The organism is Streptomyces achromogenes subsp. achromogenes (assembly GCF_000720835.1).
Lineage (GTDB): Bacteria > Actinomycetota > Actinomycetes > Streptomycetales > Streptomycetaceae > Streptomyces > Streptomyces achromogenes.
Window position 1 is genome coordinate 115,335 of sequence record NZ_JODT01000015.1, and the last position, 14,974, is coordinate 130,308.

A 14,974-nucleotide genomic window follows, 5' to 3' on the forward strand; every position below is an offset into this window, starting at 1 on the left:
GTCATGACGTGGCTGACCGTGGCCCTGGTGCTGGTCGTCGCCGCTGCGGGTCTCCTGCGGTGGCGGCGCCCCGCCTGGTACTGGCTCACCTTCGGTGTTGCCCTGGCGAGCCTGCGGGTCCTGGTCCGGTACGCGTCCGTCATGGACGCCTGCGGGCTGACGGTCCCGCCCTCGCGCTGGCGCCTCACCCTGGCTCGGGCCACGAACCGATCGGTTCCCGGTCCCCGCGCCCCGCGCATCCTGCGTCTGCGACCGACCCGAACCGGACTGGTGCTGCGGCTCAAGCTCCGTCCCGGTCAGGACGCCTTCGACGTGGCAGCCTCGTGTGACCGGTTACGGCACTCGTTCGCCATGTACGGCGTGACCTCGCGGGAACTGCGTTCCGGCGTCGTGGAAGTGCGGATGACCGGCTACGACGTGCTCAAGCGGGTGCAGATGCCGGCCAAGGTCGACACCCGCCCGATGCGAGTCCCGGTCGCCCTCCGGGAAGACGGCACGGTCCACTACCGCGACTATCGAGCCGTGCCGCACGCGCTGACGCTCGGTGCCACGGAGTCCGGCAAGTCCGTCTATCAGCGCAACCTCGTGGCAGCACTCGCCCCGCAGCGGGTCGCCCTGGTCGGGATCGACTGCAAGCAGGGTGTGGAGCTGTTCCCGCTGGCTCGCCGGTTCTCCGCGCTGGCCGACAACCAGGACTCAGCCGCCGAACTCCTCGAGGCCCTGGTGTCCCACATGGAGGACGTCTACCAGCTCATCCGCGCCGAACAGCGGATCACCGCCGATGTGCCGGACGCCGAGATAGCCGCCGACATCTGGGACCTGCCAGAAGACCTCCGCCCGGTGCCCATCGTGGTCCTGGTCGATGAAGTCGCCGAACTCGCCCTGTTCGCCACCAAAGAAGAAGAGAAGCGCCGGGACCGGATCATCACCGCGCTCGCCCGGCTCGCCCAGCTCGGCCGCGCCGCCGGCATCTACCTGGAGATCTGCGGCCAGCGCTTCGGCTCCGAACTCGGCAAGGGCATCACCATGCTCCGCGCCCAGCTCACCGGCCGCACCGCCCACCGCGTCAACGACGAGTCCAGCGCGAACATGGCCTTCGGCGACATCGCCCCGGACGCCGTCCTCGCCGCGATCCAGATCCCCACCGACATGCCCGGCGTCGCTATCACCGGCGACTCGACCGGCGGCTGGGCCCGCATCCGCGCCCCGCACACCTCCCTGCGCCAAGCCGTGAACACCTGCAACCGGTACGCCGCCCTGGCCCCGGACCTGCCCGCCCTGGCCCCCTTCCGGCCGGCGCTCGCCATCCCGACGCCGCTCGACGCCCCGGCCGTCGAGTCCATCCCGGCTACGGCCTGATCCCTCCCGCTCCACGGTTGGCGCGACCGCATCGCGCCAGGTCCCTACCCGAGCCATGCCCGAAGAAGGGAGATCGCCTGCCATGTGCCCCGACTGCGAGGACTTCACCCGCACCGTGGTGATGCTCGGCGACCTGGCCCTGTACGCCGACAGGACCGGCGCTGACCAGGACTTCATCGACACCGTGGGCCCGTCCCTGGCGGCGTCGCTGCCCGAGCCGCCGCCCGGCACCTTCCCGCCCGGCTACGACCCGAACGAGGGCCCCGAGTACCCCGGCGAGGGGTGGTGACCGTGCCGACCGCGAAGAAGCCCGCCGCCCGCCGCAAGCCCCGGCCGAAGAAGTGCCCTGACTGCAACGGCATCGGTGAGATCACCGAAACCGTCCGGGTCGGCGCCCGTAAGGGCCGTGCCACCGACGACCGGCAGACCGGCCTGTGCCTGACCTGCTGGGGATCCGGCGAAGCCACAACCGACTGAACCCCTGCCGGGGTGGGGCGGCCGGACCTCGATCCCCGCCCCGCCCCTGGCCCAACCCGCAAAGGGAGGTGACGACATGACCCGCTCGATCCGCCCGGACGCCGTCCTCGTACAGGCCGTGATCGCCGGCGCTCTGTCCTTCGCCCACCTTCACGACCTGGCTGCCGCCGCCGGACAGTCTGGCTGGAAGGCGTGGGCCTACCCGATCTCGGTTGACCTGTTGCTGGTCGCCGCCTGGCGTCGTCTGCGCAACAGCGGCCCGTCCCGGCTGGCCTGGTGCTGGTTCCTGATCGCGCTGTTCGCCTCGCTCGGCGCCAACGTCGCCACCGCCGGCTTCCTCGACCTGGCCAACCCGCCCGCGCTGCTCCGCCTCGGCATCGCCGGATGGCCCGCGCTCGCTTTCCTCGGCGGCACCCTGCTCGCCCACTCGGCCAGCGACCCGGCACCGGTAACGGCGGCTCCTGCGCCGGCCACCGACCCGGCCCCCGAGCATGACGCCGAACCGGAGTCCGCTCCGGAGCCGGTCACCGCTGCCGACGACACCCCGGCGCTACTTGCCGCCGACCCGGCCCCCGCGCCCGCTTCGGCTCCCGCACCCGCGCCCGCGCCCGAGGTAGCGGTCCCGGCTCCGCTGGTCGCTCACGCGCGCAAGGTCGCCGCCGACCACGAAGCCCGTACCGGCTCCCCGATCGACGCCGACACCCTCCGCGCCCGCCTCGGCGTCCCCGCGCCCATGGCCGACGCCATCGCCGCCCAACTCGCCTGACAGACAAGGAGTTCAGCCATGCCCATGCGCGACTTCTTCCACTCCGTGATGCAGATCGGTCCGGTCCAGATCGGCACCCACCGCGACCGCCACGGCCAGACCAAGCACGCCGCCGTGTGCACCTCCGACGACTGCGGCTGGTCCGCCGACTACTCCAGCCAGTCCGCCGCCCAGCTCGCCGCCCGCACCCACCGCTGCCGCGTCCGCTAGGAGGCTCCCCGTGCAGGTTCCCCTCTGGTTCGCGCTGCTCGTCGTCGGCTACCTCGGCGTCAAGCTCATCCGCCCGCCGGCCTGGCTCATCGCCGTCCTCCTGCTCGGCGGCTTCCTCCTCGCTGACAGCGTCCTGGCCCCGGCCATCAATGGCCTGATCAAGTAACGCCCCCGGAAGGGAGTCCCAACATGCTCCGCCCGAAGATCCCGACCATGCCCACCCCGACCGGGCACGTCACCCCGCCGGCCTCCGTCGAGCCGACCGCCGTCCTTCCCAGCGTCCAGACCCCGCCGGCCGCCCCCATGGCCCCGGCGCCGTCCCGTCCGGTGGTCCAGCTCACCCCCGGCACCGTGCTCGCCCTCGTCGGCGGCGGCACCGCCGTCGTCCTGGTCGTCGGCGCCGTCCTCGTCTCCATGCTCCTGGCGGTCGCCATCACCGGCGCCTCGGTCGCCGTCGTCGCCGTCGTCCTGCGCTCGCTGCTCGCCTCCGAGACAAAGCGGCGCTGACCGGCTCCCGGAGCGGCCTCAACCGCCAAGTTTCCGCCGCTCCGGGCGCCTCCCCTTCCCGATCCAACGGACCAGAAAGGCACGGCCCATCATGCCCCAGAGCAGCCCGAACCTGCCGATCTGCCGCGACTGCGACGGCTTCGCCTCCGTCGCCATCGACACCGGCACCCGTCACGCCGACGGCACCCGCGTCACCCTCCGCGTCGACTGCCCGACCTGCAAGGGCACTGGCCACACCCTCCGCGCCTCCCTCGTCCGCGTCGGGAGGTGACCCGAGTGACCGTCCTTGACCTCTTCGCCGGCCCCGGCGGCTGGTCCGAGGGACTGCGCGCCCTCGGCCTGACCGACATCGGTATCGAGATCGACCCTGCCGTCTGCACCACGCGCGCCGCCGCCGGACATACCACCATCCGCGCCGACGTCGCCGCCTACCCCACCGCTCCTCTCCGCGGGAAGGTGACGGGGCTGATCGGCTCCCCGCCCTGCCAGACCTTCAGCGCCGCCGGCCTGCGCGCCGGGAACACCGACCTGCCCCTGTGCCACCAGGCCCTTGACGACCTCGCCCGCGGGAGGGACACCCGCGCCGTGCTCCGTGCCGCCTGCGTCGACCCGCGCTCCCTGCTGGTCGTCGAGCCGCTGCGCTACGCCCTCGACCTGCGCCCCGACTGGATCACCCTGGAGGAAGTCCCCGCAGTGCTGCCGCTGTTCGAGCACACCGCCCGCCTCCTGGCGGGCATTGGCTACTCGACGTGGACCGGCGTCCTCAACGCCGCTGACTTCGGCCTTGCCCAGACCCGCCGACGCGCCTTCCTGGTCGCCTCCCGTACCCGCCCCGCCACGCTCCCGGAGCCCACCCACGCTGACGGCGGCACCCCTGCTGACCTCTTCGGCGACGGGCTCCCGCCCTGGCGGACCATGCTCGATGTCCTGGGCTGCCCGCCCGCTCTCGTCGTCACTCGCGGGAACCACACCACCGGCGGCAGCACCTTCCCCACGACCGGCCCGTCCTGGGCGGTCACCGGCCGCGCCCGGTCCTGGCTGCTCAAGGTCGGCAACCGCCCGGCCGCCACCCGCCGCCGCCTCGACCAGCCCGCCCCGACGCTGCTGTTCGGCAAGGCCCTGAACGACGTGTCCTGGATCGACTCCGAGGGCACCCCCATCCGCCGCCTCGCCGTCCATGAGGCTGCCATCCTCCAGGGCTTCCCCGCCCCCTACCCGTGGGCCGGCTCGCGCACCAAGCAGTTCGAGCAGATCGGCAACGCCGTCCCCCCGCCGCTCGCCACCGCGCTCCTGAGGTCCCTCGTCCCGGCCGCGCTGGAGGTGGCTGCGTGAGCGACACCGCGACCTTCGCGGGCCTGGATCCGGTCACCCTGGGGGACCTCCTCCGGGTGGCCGGGCTCCCCGGCTTCGACCGCTGGCAGGACCAGATCAAGCGCACCGGCGGCTGCGCCGATCCGATCCACCTGCGCGGCTGGGTCGTCCACAAGGACAAGGTCACCGGGGAGACCCTGCACCGCTACAGCACTGAGAACGAGCCGGGCGGACGGCTCCGTGTCGCCTGCGGCAACCGCCGGGCCTCCCGCTGCCCCGCCTGCGCCTGGACCTACGCCGGTGACACCTACCACCTGATCCGTGCCGGACTCGCCGGCGACCCGGACAAGGACATTCCTGACACTGTCCGGGATCACCCGCGGGTGTTCGCCACCTTCACCGCGCCCTCGTTCGGCCCGGTCCACAACCGGCCCGACCGTGGCGCCTGCCGCTGCGGCACCCGCCACCCCGCCGACGACCCCGCCCTCGGTACAGCACTCGATCCGGCTACGTACGACTACGCCGGCGCCGTGCTCTTCAACAACCACGCCGGTGAGCTGTGGATGCGCACCATCAACCGGCTCCGCCGCGAGATCGCCAAGCGTGCCGGGCTGACACAGCGCGAACTCGCTGAGACCTGCCGACTGTCCTACGGCAAGGTCGCTGAGTTCCAGAAGCGCGGAGCCGTCCACTTCCATGCCGTGATCCGCCTCGACGGTCCCGACGGAGCCGACTCCGCCCCGCCGTCCTGGGCCACCACCGACCTGCTCACCGACGCCATCCGCGCCGCCGCCGCGCACCCGTACAGCCGCGTCAGTGTTCTCGCCGCCGGCGAGCAACCCGCCCGCACCTTCCAATGGGGCCGACAGCTCGACGTACGGCCCATCAAGGCGTTCGGCGACGGCTCCGACCTCACCGAACAGGCAGTCGCCTCCTACGTGGCCAAGTACGCCACCAAGGCCGCCGAGAACACCGGCACCCTCGACCGCCGCATCGGCGAACTCTCCGAACTCGACCGCCACGGCGTCCCCGACCACGCCCGCCGCCTGATCACCGCCTGCCGAGACCTCGATGAGCTGTACCCGGACCGGCGCCTGTGGGCCTGGGCGCACATGCTCGGCTTCCGCGGACACTTCTCGACCAAGTCCCGCCGCTACTCGACCACACTCGGCTCCCTCCGCCAGACACGCGCCGACTACCGCGCCGCACAGGAATGCGCCGCCCTCGGCCTGAACCACGTCGAGCCGGACACCGTCCTCGTCCTCGCCGACTGGCAGTACGCCGGCCACGGCCACACCCCCGGCGAATCCGCCCTCGCCGCCACCATCCGGCGGGACATCGAACTCAACCGCGAAACCGCACGCGAAGCCTTGGAAGGAGAACTGGCGTGAAAGACGAGCTGATGACCGTTCCGGAAATCCTCGCCGAACTCAAAGGAGTATCACGCCGGACCTTCTACCGCTGGCGAGAATTGGGGCAGGCCCCGCGAGCTTTCAAGCTGCCCAATGGTGAACTGCGGGTGTGGCGCAGCGACTTCACGGCGTGGCTGAACAGTCGAGAGAGGGTAGCGGCGTGAAGTCACTCGACGTGAAAGTCTGGGGCGTCCGGAAAAGGAACACCAAGAAGCCGTCCTATGACGTGAGGTGGATCGTCTCCGGGAACGTGTTCTCCGAACAGTTCCGCACCAAGGGACTCGCGGACAATTACCGTTCCAAGCTCCTGCGTGCAACGCGCGACGGCGAGGAGTTCGACGCGGCTACCGGGCTGCCGGACTCGATGGTCGAAAAGGCCCCCACGATGACGTGGTATGCCTTCGCCTTGAAGTACCTCGCCATGAAATGGCCGCACGCTGCGCCGAACACCCGCGACGGGATCAACGAGTCGTTGACCGCTGTCACCGTGGCGCTCCTCGACGATCGTCCTGGGCGGCCGGCCGATGACCTCCTCAGGAAGGCGCTTCGTAACTGGGCTTTCGTCCTTCCCGGCCCGGACGGTCGCGAGTTGCCGACCGAGATCGCGAACACCCTGCATTGGGTGGCCAAGGCATCGCGCCCTCTCTCGGACCTCGCTGACGCAGCGGTCGGCAGGGCCGTCCTGGACTCCCTGAAGCTCAAGCTCGACGGAACGGCGGCTGCGGCAGAAACCGTACGGCGCAAGCGGCGCACTCTGGTCAATGCCATGCACTACGCGGTGGACCTCGGCGAGTTCAAAGAGAATCCGATCACTGCGGTTCGCTGGAAGAAACCGAAGGTGGTCAAGGAAGTAGATCCCCGAGTAGTGGCGAACCCCGAACAGGCTCGTGCTCTGCTGACTGCGGTCTCGTACGTCGGCGGATATGGCCGTGCGCGCGGCCGGCGACTTGTCGGCTTCTTCGCCTGCATGTACTACGGCGCTCTTCGCCCAGCTGAGGCTGTCGGCCTCAAAGAGGCAGACCTGAAACTGCCTGAAGCGGGCTGGGGAACGGCTCTGCTGAATCGCACCCGCCCCAGCGCCGGCAAGCGGTGGACCGACTCTGGTGAGACGCACGACGATCGCGGACTCAAGAACCGGCCCGTCGAAGAAGTCCGGCCCGTGCCGATCCCGCCGCAGCTCGTGGCGATTCTCCGAGATCACCTCGACACGTTCGGAACTGCCAAGGACGGGCGGCTGTTCACGAACGAGCGCGGGGGAGTGGTCGGCTCGTCCACGTACTACCGCGTGTGGCAGGAGGCTCGCGCGCTGGCTCTTCCGCCGGCCGTTGTTGCCTCGCCGCTCGCCGCCCGTCCGTACGACCTGCGGCACTCGGCGCTGTCGACCTGGCTCAACTCCGGCGTCGACGCGACCGAGGTCGCCGAGCGTGCAGGCAACAGCGTCGAGGTCCTGCTGAGCCGCTACGCGAAGTGCATCGACGGTCGGCAGGAGATCGCCAACCGCAAGATCGAAGAGCTGTTGCGCGAGTACGAGTGATCCCACGCGCGCCGTACGAGGCTTCAGGCCCCTGGATCCGTCCGGGGGCCTTCGCCGTTTCCAGGGCTGACCAGGGCCAATGCCCCAAGATCCTGTCCACGAATAGTCCACAGACCCCGACATAGGGCCGCTCAGTGCTGCATACGCCTGCACATACGCGAAGACCCCGGCCTCAGCGTTTCCGCTGGTGACGGGGTCTTTGGGCACCTCATAAAGGGTGCCCCCGGCAGGATTCGAACCTGCGCACACGGCTCCGGAGGCCGTTGCTCTATCCCCTGAGCTACGGGGGCGTGTCGGGCGCTGAGCTTCTCGCTCGCGGCGACGGGTAGAACATTAGCAGGTCTGGAGGGGTGATCAGGAACCCGCTTCCTGGCGCGGGGGTGGGCGGGTCCCCTGGAGGGGGTGGAAGTGGGGAAAACCCGGACGCGGTGGCCGGTCCGCACCTACTCTCGAGTTGTGCCAGGCGCTCCGGGCCGGGTGCTTGTTGTGGACGACAACAAGGTCATCCGGCAGCTGATCAGGGTCAACCTCGAGCTGGAAGGGCTAGAGGTCGTGACCGCGGCCGATGGTGCCGAGTGTCTGGATGTGGTGCATGAGGTGCGGCCCGACGTCGTGACGCTCGACGTCGTCATGCCCCGCCTGGACGGCATCCGCACCGCCGCCCGCCTCCGCGCCGATCCCCGTACGCACCACCTGCCCGTCGCCATCGTCAGCGCCTGCACGCAGTTCGAGGTCCAGGCGGGCCTCGACCTCGGCGTGGACGCCTTCCTCGCCAAGCCCTTCGAACCCGCCGAGCTGGTCCGGATCGTCATGGACCTCATCGAGCGGAAGACCACTCGCGCGGCCGGCGGGGGAGAGGGGCATCCGGGAGCGGAGCCGGATGGTGCCGAGAGCGCCACTGGTGCCGGCGGTGATGGAGGGGCGGTCGATCGGGAGGCGGCCGGGGAAGCCGCAGACGAGATCGACGGCCTGCCCAGCCATGACGGCATCCACCCCTAGCCACGTCCAGCCACGTCAGTTCCCCCGAGCCGCGTCGTCATGGCGCCACCAAGCCTGGTGGTCCCCGGTGACCGCCCCCGCCGCCGTGGAAGGCATAACCGGCTCGCCCACCCACCCCCCTCCTCCCCTACGCTTGTCCCGTGACCCCCGCCGAACTGTCCCGCACCGTGTTGGACGCGGTGTGCCGTGCCGTCGGTGACGGGGAACTGAGCGTGGCCGTACCCGAGCGGGTCGTGGTGACCGAGCCGGGGCCCGGGGGGTGCGGGGACTTCGCCACCGCCGTCGCGCTGCGGCTCGCGCCCGCCGCCGGGCAGCCCCCGCGGCACGTCGCCGGGATCCTGCGGGAACATCTCGTCGGGGCCGACGGGATCGAGGAGGTCGTCGTCACCGGGCCGGGGTTCCTCAACATCCGGCTCGCCGAGCGGGTCGACCCCGTGGCCGCGCTGGTCGCGGAGATCCGGGAGAAGGGCGCCCGGTACGGACACGGTGACGCCCTCGCCGGGCAGGTCGTCGCGCTCCGGGTGCCGTACGAGGTGCGGGCCGAGACCGTCGCCGACGCCGTCGTACGCATCGTGGGGACCCAGGGCGGCCGGGCCACCGTGGAGCACGGCGAGCCCGTCAATCTGCGGCCCGTGCCCGCACCGGAGGACCCCGCGCCGCTCGGGCCCGACGCCGCTCGGTGGGCCCTGCTCCACCCCGCCCCGCACGACCGGCCCCGGATCACCGCCGACCACCTGGTGCAGCGTGAGGGCAATCCGCTGTTCCGGGTGCGGTACGCCCACGCCCGCGTCCGCTCCCTCGGCCGCAACGCCGCCCGCCTCGGCTTCGCCGCCGAGCCCGGCCCCCCGCGCACCGCAGCCGGTGCCCCCCTTCTCACCCCCCTCGCCGACCACCCCCGCATCCTCGCCGCGGCCGCCACCCACCGTGCCCCGGACCGGCTCGCCCGGCATCTCGTCACCGTCGCCGATGCCGTGCTGCCCCTGCTGCCTTCCGTGCTTCCCGTCGGCGAGGAGAAACCCTCGGCCGCCCACCGCGCCCGGCTGGCCCTCGCCGAAGCAGCCGGGACGGTGCTGGCCGGCGGCCTGTCCCTGCTCGGCATCGACGCACCCGAACATCTCTGAGGCGCGTGAGCAGATGCGTCCCGGAGAGAGACAGAGAGTCTGAGAATCACGTCATGAGCCGTTCCGCCCATCCCGCCGGGCCCCGCCACGCCGACGTCCTGCCCGAGGGGCACCACCCCGCGCCGCCCGCCGACCTCAACACCCTGGACCGGAAGGTGTGGGCGCAGACCGTCACGCGCGGCGACGACGGCGTGGTCGCCGTCGCGGGGATCCCGGTCACCCGGCTCGCCGAGGAGTTCGGCACCCCCGCCTATATCCTGGACGAGGACGACTTCCGCGCCCGCGCGCGTGCCTGGCGCACCGCGTTCGGTCCGGACGCCGATGTGTTCTACGCCGGCAAGGCGTTCCTGTCCCGGGCCGTCGTGCGGTGGCTGGACGAGGAGGGGCTGAACCTGGACGTGTGCTCCGGCGGCGAACTGGCCACCGCGCTGTCCGCCGGGATGCCCGCCGAGCGCATCGCCTTCCACGGCAACAACAAGTCCGTCGAGGAGATCCGCCGGGCCGTCGAGGCCGGTGTCGGGCGGATCGTGCTCGACTCCTTCCAGGAGATCGTGCGGGTCGCGCACACCGCCCAGTCCCTCGGCAAGCGGCAGAGGGTCCAGATCCGGATCACCGTGGGCGTCGAGGCGCACACCCACGAGTTCATCGCCACCGCCCACGAGGACCAGAAGTTCGGCATCCCGCTGGCCGGCGGGCAGGCGGCGGAGGCCGTGCGGCGGGCGCTCCAGCTCGACGGTCTGGAGCTGATCGGGATCCACTCGCACATCGGGTCGCAGATCTTCGACATGTCCGGCTTCGAGGTCGCCGCCCACCGGGTCGTCGGCCTGCTGAAGGACATCCGCGACGAGCACGGCGTCGAACTGCCCGAGATCGACCTCGGCGGCGGCCTCGGCATCGCCTACACCAGCGCCGACGACCCCCGCGAGCCGCACGAGATCGCCAAGGCGCTCACCGAGATCGTCACCCGCGAGTGCGAGGCCGCCCGGCTGCGCACCCCCCGCATCTCCGTCGAGCCGGGGCGGGCCATCGTGGGACCCACCGCCTTCACCCTGTACGAGGTCGGCACGGTCAAGCCGCTGGACGGGCTGCGGACCTACGTCTCCGTCGACGGCGGCATGTCGGACAACATCCGCACCGCGCTGTACGACGCGGAGTACAGCGTCGCGCTCGTCTCCCGCGCCTCCGACGCCGAGCCGATGCTCGCCCGGGTCGTCGGCAAGCACTGCGAGAGCGGGGACATCGTGGTCAGGGACGCGTTCCTGCCGGCCGACCTGGCACCGGGCGACCTCGTCGCCGTGCCGGCCACCGGCGCGTACTGCCGGTCCATGGCCAGCAACTACAACCACGTCCTGCGGCCGCCCGTCGTCGCCGTACGGAACGGCGCGGCCCGGGTGATCGTCCGGCGCGAGACGGAGGAGGACCTCCTGCGTCTCGACGTCGGGTGACCCCCGCCCCGGAAACCACGGGGGCCGGAAGAGCGCAAGATCTGCGGTCTCCCACCCCCGTACAAATGAAATAGATGTCTCACGATCCGGACGAAGGGTAGAAACTCCCGTCCGGTGAGTGAGACTGGTTCAACCGTAGACGGTATGAGGAAACGAGGTCGGATGATGCGTACGCGTCCGCTGAAGGTGGCGCTGCTGGGCTGTGGAGTGGTCGGCTCAGAGGTGGCGCGCATCATGACGACGCACGCCGACGACCTCGCCGCCCGGATCGGGGCCCCCGTCGAGCTCGCCGGCGTGGCCGTACGGCGTACCGGCAAGGCCCGCGAGGGCATCGACCCCGCGCTCGTCACCACCGACGCCACCGCCCTGGTCAAACGCGGGGACATCGACGTCGTGGTCGAGGTCATCGGCGGGATCGAGCCGGCCCGGACGCTCATCACGACCGCCTTCGAGCACGGCGCCTCCGTCGTCTCCGCCAACAAGGCCCTGCTCGCCCAGGACGGGGCCGCCCTGCACGCGGCGGCGGAGGCGCACGGCAAGGACCTCTACTACGAGGCCGCCGTCGCCGGTGCCATCCCGCTGATCCGGCCGCTGCGCGAGTCGCTCGCCGGCGACAAGGTCAACCGGGTGCTCGGCATCGTCAACGGCACCACCAACTTCATCCTCGACAAGATGGACTCGACCGGCGCCGGCTACCAGGAGGCCCTGGACGAGGCCACCGCCCTGGGGTACGCCGAGGCCGACCCGACCGCCGACGTCGAGGGCTTCGACGCCGCCGCCAAGGCCGCCATCCTCGCCGGTATCGCCTTCCACACGCGCGTCCGCCTGGACGACGTCTACCGCGAGGGCATGACCGAGGTCACCGCCGCCGACTTCCGCTCCGCCAAGGAGATGGGCTGCACCATCAAGCTGCTCGCCATCTGCGAGCGCTCCAAGGACGGCACGTCGGTCACCGCGCGGGTGCACCCCGCCATGATCCCGCTCAGCCACCCGCTCGCCTCCGTGCGCGGCGCGTACAACGCCGTGTTCGTGGAGAGCGACGCCGCCGGGCAGCTGATGTTCTACGGCCCCGGCGCCGGCGGCTCGCCCACGGCCTCCGCCGTCCTCGGCGACCTCGTCGCCGTCTGCCGCAACCGGCTCAGCGGCACCACCGGCCCCGGCGAGTCGGCCTACGCCGACCTGACCGTCTCCCCGATGGGCGACGTCGTCACCCGGTACCACATCAGCCTCGACGTGGCCGACAAACCGGGCGTCCTCGCCCAGGTCGCCACCGTTTTCGCCGAGCACGGCGTGTCCATCGACACGGTTCGGCAGCAGGGCAAGGACGGCGAGGCCTCCCTCGTCGTCGTCACCCACCGGGCCTTTGACGCCTCCCTGTCCGGGACCGTCGAGGCGTTGCGCAAGCTCGACACCGTGCGGGGTGTCGCCAGCATCATGCGGGTTGAAGGAGAGTAACCAGCAATGACCCACCAGTGGCGCGGAATCATCGAGGAGTACCGGGACCGGCTGCCCGTCTCCGACACCACGCCGGTCGTGACGCTCCGTGAGGGCGGCACGCCCCTCGTGCCCGCGCAGGTGCTCTCCGAGCGCACGGGCTGTGAGGTCCACCTGAAGGTGGAGGGGGCCAACCCCACCGGGTCCTTCAAGGACCGCGGCATGACCATGGCGATCAGCAAGGCCAAGGAGGAGGGGGCGAAGGCCGTCATCTGCGCCTCCACCGGCAACACCTCCGCCTCCGCCGCGGCGTACGCGGTGCGGGCCGGCATGGTCTCGGCCGTCCTGGTGCCGCAGGGCAAGATCGCCCTCGGCAAGATGGGCCAGGCCCTCGTGCACGGCGCGAAGATCCTCCAGGTCGACGGCAACTTCGACGACTGTCTCACCCTTGCCCGCGCGCTCAGCGAGAACTACCCCGTGGCGCTGGTCAATTCGGTCAACCCGGTGCGGATCGAGGGCCAGAAGACCGCCGCTTTCGAGATCGTGGACATGCTCGGCGACGCGCCCGACCTCCACGTCCTCCCGGTCGGCAACGCGGGCAACATCACCGCCTACTGGAAGGGGTACAAGGAGTACGCCGCCGACGGCGTCTCCACCCGCACCCCCCGGATGTGGGGCTTCCAGGCCTCCGGCAGCGCCCCGATCGTGCGCGGCGAGGTCGTCAAGGACCCGTCGACCATCGCCACCGCCATCCGCATCGGCAACCCCGCCTCCTGGCACCACGCGCTGGCCGCCCGGGACGAGTCCGGCGGCGCCATCGACGAGGTGACGGACCGTGAGATCCTGCGCGCCTACCGCCTGTTGGCCGCGCAGGAGGGCGTCTTCGTGGAGCCCGCCTCCGCCGCCTCGGTGGCCGGCCTGCTCAAGGCCGCCGAACAGGGCAAGGTCGACCCGGGCCAGCGCATCGTGTGCACGGTCACCGGCAACGGCCTGAAGGACCCGGACTGGGCCGTCGCCGGCGCGCCGCAGCCGGTCACCGTCCCGGTCGACGCCGCCACCGCGGCCGAGCGCCTCGGCCTCGCCTGAGCGCCCCCGGCCGGGGATTCCCTGACAAGGTGCACAGGGGGCTTACGACACGCATCGTGCGCCTCCTGTGCGCCCTATGTCGCCACAGAACCTTCCTTCGATAGGCTGTAGCGAACCCGCCTACCGCATATGCCCTCGCGTATGGCAGGCGCCGCGCCGTCTCCGCGGCCCGTCGGGTCTTCGTACGTCAGTCATCGGCAGTCCACCCGAGTGACCATCGAATCCATCGAGCGTCATTCGGCCGCAAACGCAGCTCAAGGAGAGTCTTCGAGCGATGGCCGGTCCAGCGTTCCGCGCCGCCGCCGTCCGGGTGCGCGTTCCCGCCACCAGCGCCAACCTCGGCCCGGGCTTCGACGCCCTCGGCCTCGCGCTGGGGCTCTACGACGACGTGGTCGTCAGGGTCGCCGACTCCGGGCTGCACATCGACATCGCGGGTGAGGGCGGCGAGACCCTGCCGCGGGACGAGAGCCACCTCCTCGTCCGCTCCCTGCGGACCGCCTTCGACCTGCTGGGCGGCCAGCCCCGCGGGCTGGAGATCGTCTGCGCCAACCGCATCCCGCACGGCCGGGGCCTCGGCTCCTCCTCCGCCGCCATCTGCGCCGGCATCGTGGCCGCCCGTGCCGTGACCATAGGCGGCGAGGCCCGCCTGGACGACGCCGCGCTGCTGGAACTGGCCACCGAGATCGAGGGCCACCCGGACAACGTGGCCGCGTGTCTGCTCGGCGGCTTCACCCTGTCCTGGATGGAGGCCGGCAATGCCCGCGCCATCAGGATGGAGCCGCACGATTCCATCGTTCCGGTGGTTTTCGTGCCCGGAAAGCCGGTACTGACCGAGACCGCCCGCGGCCTGCTCCCGCGCACCGTGCCGCACGTGGACGCCGCCGCCAACGCGGGCCGCGCCGCCCTGCTGGTCGAGGCCCTCACCAGGCGCCCCGAGCTGCTGCTGCCCGCCACCGAGGACCGCCTCCACCAGGAGTACCGGGCGCCGGCCATGCCCGACAGCGCCGCGCTCGTGGAGCGGCTGCGCGCCGACGGCATCCCGGCCGTCATCTCGGGCGCCGGGCCCACCGTCATGGCTCTCGCCGACGCCGACAGCGCCGACAAGGTCTCCCACCTCGCGGGCGAGGGCTGGGCCGCCAACCGGCTGGACCTGGATGTCCAGGGAGCGAGTGTGCTGCCGCTTGCGACCTGACACACGGTTGCCGGATTTGGAGAGGGGGAATGTTTGTTGGATCCGGTAGTGTTAATCTCAAGTCTGCACCCGACCCCACCATGGCGAGGTGCCTTGTGTCCCCGTCCGGGACAGACATTCT

18 protein-coding genes and 1 tRNA gene are annotated in these 14,974 nt (G+C 71.3%); 18 read left to right on the top strand and 1 reads right to left on the bottom strand.

What is annotated here, in order from left to right; genetic code table 11:
* The first annotated feature begins 3 nt into the window (after positions 1 to 3).
* From IH25_RS0116615 to IH25_RS0116665, 12 genes are all read left to right on the top strand, one after another.
* Positions 4 to 1,359 carry an FtsK/SpoIIIE domain-containing protein gene (locus IH25_RS0116615; RefSeq protein WP_030610015.1) on the top strand — a complete coding sequence of 452 codons (1,356 nt, stop codon included), beginning with the start codon at positions 4 to 6 and terminating at the stop codon, positions 1,357 to 1,359.
* A gap of 82 nt (positions 1,360 to 1,441) precedes the next feature.
* Positions 1,442 to 1,648, top strand: a complete 207-nt coding sequence (locus IH25_RS0116620) for a hypothetical protein (protein ID WP_030610018.1) — start codon at positions 1,442 to 1,444, stop codon at positions 1,646 to 1,648.
* A gap of 2 nt (positions 1,649 to 1,650) precedes the next feature.
* The gene (locus IH25_RS0116625; RefSeq protein ID WP_030610022.1) at positions 1,651 to 1,836 is read left to right on the top strand and encodes a hypothetical protein; all 186 of its coding nucleotides are present in this window, start codon (positions 1,651 to 1,653) and stop codon (positions 1,834 to 1,836) included.
* 76 nt (positions 1,837 to 1,912) lie between these two features.
* Positions 1,913 to 2,602, top strand: coding sequence for a DUF2637 domain-containing protein (locus tag IH25_RS0116630; RefSeq protein WP_030610024.1), 690 nt, complete (start codon positions 1,913 to 1,915; stop codon positions 2,600 to 2,602).
* Between the two features lie 18 nt (positions 2,603 to 2,620).
* A complete protein-coding gene (locus IH25_RS0116635; RefSeq protein WP_030610028.1) occupies positions 2,621 to 2,812 on the top strand; it encodes a mobile element transfer protein in 192 nt (63 codons plus the stop codon).
* Positions 2,813 to 2,822: 10 nt separating this feature from the next.
* On the top strand, positions 2,823 to 2,978 hold the full coding sequence (locus IH25_RS40690; protein WP_103838579.1) for a hypothetical protein: 156 nt from the start codon (positions 2,823 to 2,825) through the stop codon (positions 2,976 to 2,978).
* 23 nt (positions 2,979 to 3,001) lie between these two features.
* Positions 3,002 to 3,319: a hypothetical protein gene (locus tag IH25_RS0116645; RefSeq protein ID WP_030610031.1), complete on the top strand. Its 318-nt coding sequence runs from the start codon at positions 3,002 to 3,004 to the stop codon at positions 3,317 to 3,319.
* A gap of 91 nt (positions 3,320 to 3,410) precedes the next feature.
* Positions 3,411 to 3,590 carry a hypothetical protein gene (locus tag IH25_RS0116650; protein ID WP_030610034.1) on the top strand — a complete coding sequence of 60 codons (180 nt, stop codon included), beginning with the start codon at positions 3,411 to 3,413 and terminating at the stop codon, positions 3,588 to 3,590.
* A 5-nt stretch (positions 3,591 to 3,595) separates the two neighbouring features.
* The gene (locus IH25_RS0116655; protein WP_037655057.1) at positions 3,596 to 4,651 is read left to right on the top strand and encodes a DNA cytosine methyltransferase; all 1,056 of its coding nucleotides are present in this window, start codon (positions 3,596 to 3,598) and stop codon (positions 4,649 to 4,651) included.
* A complete protein-coding gene (gene repSA / locus IH25_RS0116660; protein WP_030610040.1) occupies positions 4,648 to 6,021 on the top strand; it encodes a replication initiator protein RepSA in 1,374 nt (457 codons plus the stop codon). Before IH25_RS0116655 ends, repSA begins: the two co-directional genes overlap by 4 nt.
* Before the next feature lie 11 nt (positions 6,022 to 6,032).
* Positions 6,033 to 6,206: a helix-turn-helix transcriptional regulator gene (locus IH25_RS39485; RefSeq protein ID WP_078844280.1), complete on the top strand. Its 174-nt coding sequence runs from the start codon at positions 6,033 to 6,035 to the stop codon at positions 6,204 to 6,206.
* Positions 6,203 to 7,576 (top strand): tyrosine-type recombinase/integrase, encoded by a 1,374-nt coding sequence (locus IH25_RS0116665; RefSeq protein WP_030610044.1) that lies wholly within the window; start codon positions 6,203 to 6,205, stop codon positions 7,574 to 7,576. The genes IH25_RS39485 and IH25_RS0116665 overlap by 4 nt, the downstream gene beginning before the upstream one ends.
* Positions 7,577 to 7,794: 218 nt before the next feature.
* Here IH25_RS0116665 and IH25_RS0116670 read toward each other — a convergent pair.
* Positions 7,795 to 7,866 (bottom strand) — tRNA-Arg (locus tag IH25_RS0116670).
* Positions 7,867 to 7,978: 112 nt separating this feature from the next.
* Here IH25_RS0116670 and IH25_RS0116675 point away from each other — a divergent pair.
* The 6 genes from IH25_RS0116675 to thrB all read left to right on the top strand — a co-directional run bounded on the left by IH25_RS0116675 (position 7,979) and on the right by thrB (position 14,853).
* The gene (locus IH25_RS0116675; protein WP_078844276.1) at positions 7,979 to 8,575 is read left to right on the top strand and encodes a response regulator; all 597 of its coding nucleotides are present in this window, start codon (positions 7,979 to 7,981) and stop codon (positions 8,573 to 8,575) included.
* Positions 8,576 to 8,715: 140 nt separating this feature from the next.
* A complete protein-coding gene (gene nrtL, locus IH25_RS0116680; protein WP_030610050.1) occupies positions 8,716 to 9,696 on the top strand; it encodes an ArgS-related anticodon-binding protein NrtL in 981 nt (326 codons plus the stop codon).
* 53 nt (positions 9,697 to 9,749) lie between these two features.
* Positions 9,750 to 11,141, top strand: coding sequence for a diaminopimelate decarboxylase (lysA, locus tag IH25_RS0116685; RefSeq protein WP_030610053.1), 1,392 nt, complete (start codon positions 9,750 to 9,752; stop codon positions 11,139 to 11,141).
* A gap of 165 nt (positions 11,142 to 11,306) precedes the next feature.
* Entirely contained in the window at positions 11,307 to 12,596 is a 1,290-nt protein-coding gene (locus IH25_RS0116690; RefSeq protein ID WP_030610056.1) for a homoserine dehydrogenase, read from the top strand.
* 6 nt (positions 12,597 to 12,602) lie between these two features.
* Entirely contained in the window at positions 12,603 to 13,661 is a 1,059-nt protein-coding gene (gene thrC, locus IH25_RS0116695) for a threonine synthase (protein WP_030610059.1), read from the top strand.
* A gap of 274 nt (positions 13,662 to 13,935) precedes the next feature.
* Positions 13,936 to 14,853, top strand: coding sequence for a homoserine kinase (thrB, locus tag IH25_RS0116700; RefSeq protein WP_030610062.1), 918 nt, complete (start codon positions 13,936 to 13,938; stop codon positions 14,851 to 14,853).
* Positions 14,854 to 14,974 lie beyond the last annotated feature (121 nt).

Excerpts from the sequence above, each read along its gene's own strand:
- IH25_RS0116615 (WP_030610015.1), top strand. The coding sequence starts at position 4 with ATGACGTGGCTGACCGTGGCCCTGGTGCTGGTCGTCGCCGCTGCGGGT.
- IH25_RS0116620 (WP_030610018.1), top strand. The coding sequence starts at position 1,442 with ATGTGCCCCGACTGCGAGGACTTCACCCGCACCGTGGTGATGCTCGGC.
- IH25_RS0116630 (WP_030610024.1), top strand. The coding sequence starts at position 1,913 with ATGACCCGCTCGATCCGCCCGGACGCCGTCCTCGTACAGGCCGTGATC.
- IH25_RS0116635 (WP_030610028.1), top strand. The coding sequence starts at position 2,621 with ATGCCCATGCGCGACTTCTTCCACTCCGTGATGCAGATCGGTCCGGTC.
- IH25_RS0116645 (WP_030610031.1), top strand. The coding sequence starts at position 3,002 with ATGCTCCGCCCGAAGATCCCGACCATGCCCACCCCGACCGGGCACGTC.
- IH25_RS0116650 (WP_030610034.1), top strand. The coding sequence starts at position 3,411 with ATGCCCCAGAGCAGCCCGAACCTGCCGATCTGCCGCGACTGCGACGGC.
- IH25_RS39485 (WP_078844280.1), top strand. The coding sequence starts at position 6,033 with ATGACCGTTCCGGAAATCCTCGCCGAACTCAAAGGAGTATCACGCCGG.
- lysA (WP_030610053.1), top strand. The coding sequence starts at position 9,750 with ATGAGCCGTTCCGCCCATCCCGCCGGGCCCCGCCACGCCGACGTCCTG.
- IH25_RS0116690 (WP_030610056.1), top strand. The coding sequence starts at position 11,307 with ATGCGTACGCGTCCGCTGAAGGTGGCGCTGCTGGGCTGTGGAGTGGTC.
- thrC (WP_030610059.1), top strand. The coding sequence starts at position 12,603 with ATGACCCACCAGTGGCGCGGAATCATCGAGGAGTACCGGGACCGGCTG.
- thrB (WP_030610062.1), top strand. The coding sequence starts at position 13,936 with ATGGCCGGTCCAGCGTTCCGCGCCGCCGCCGTCCGGGTGCGCGTTCCC.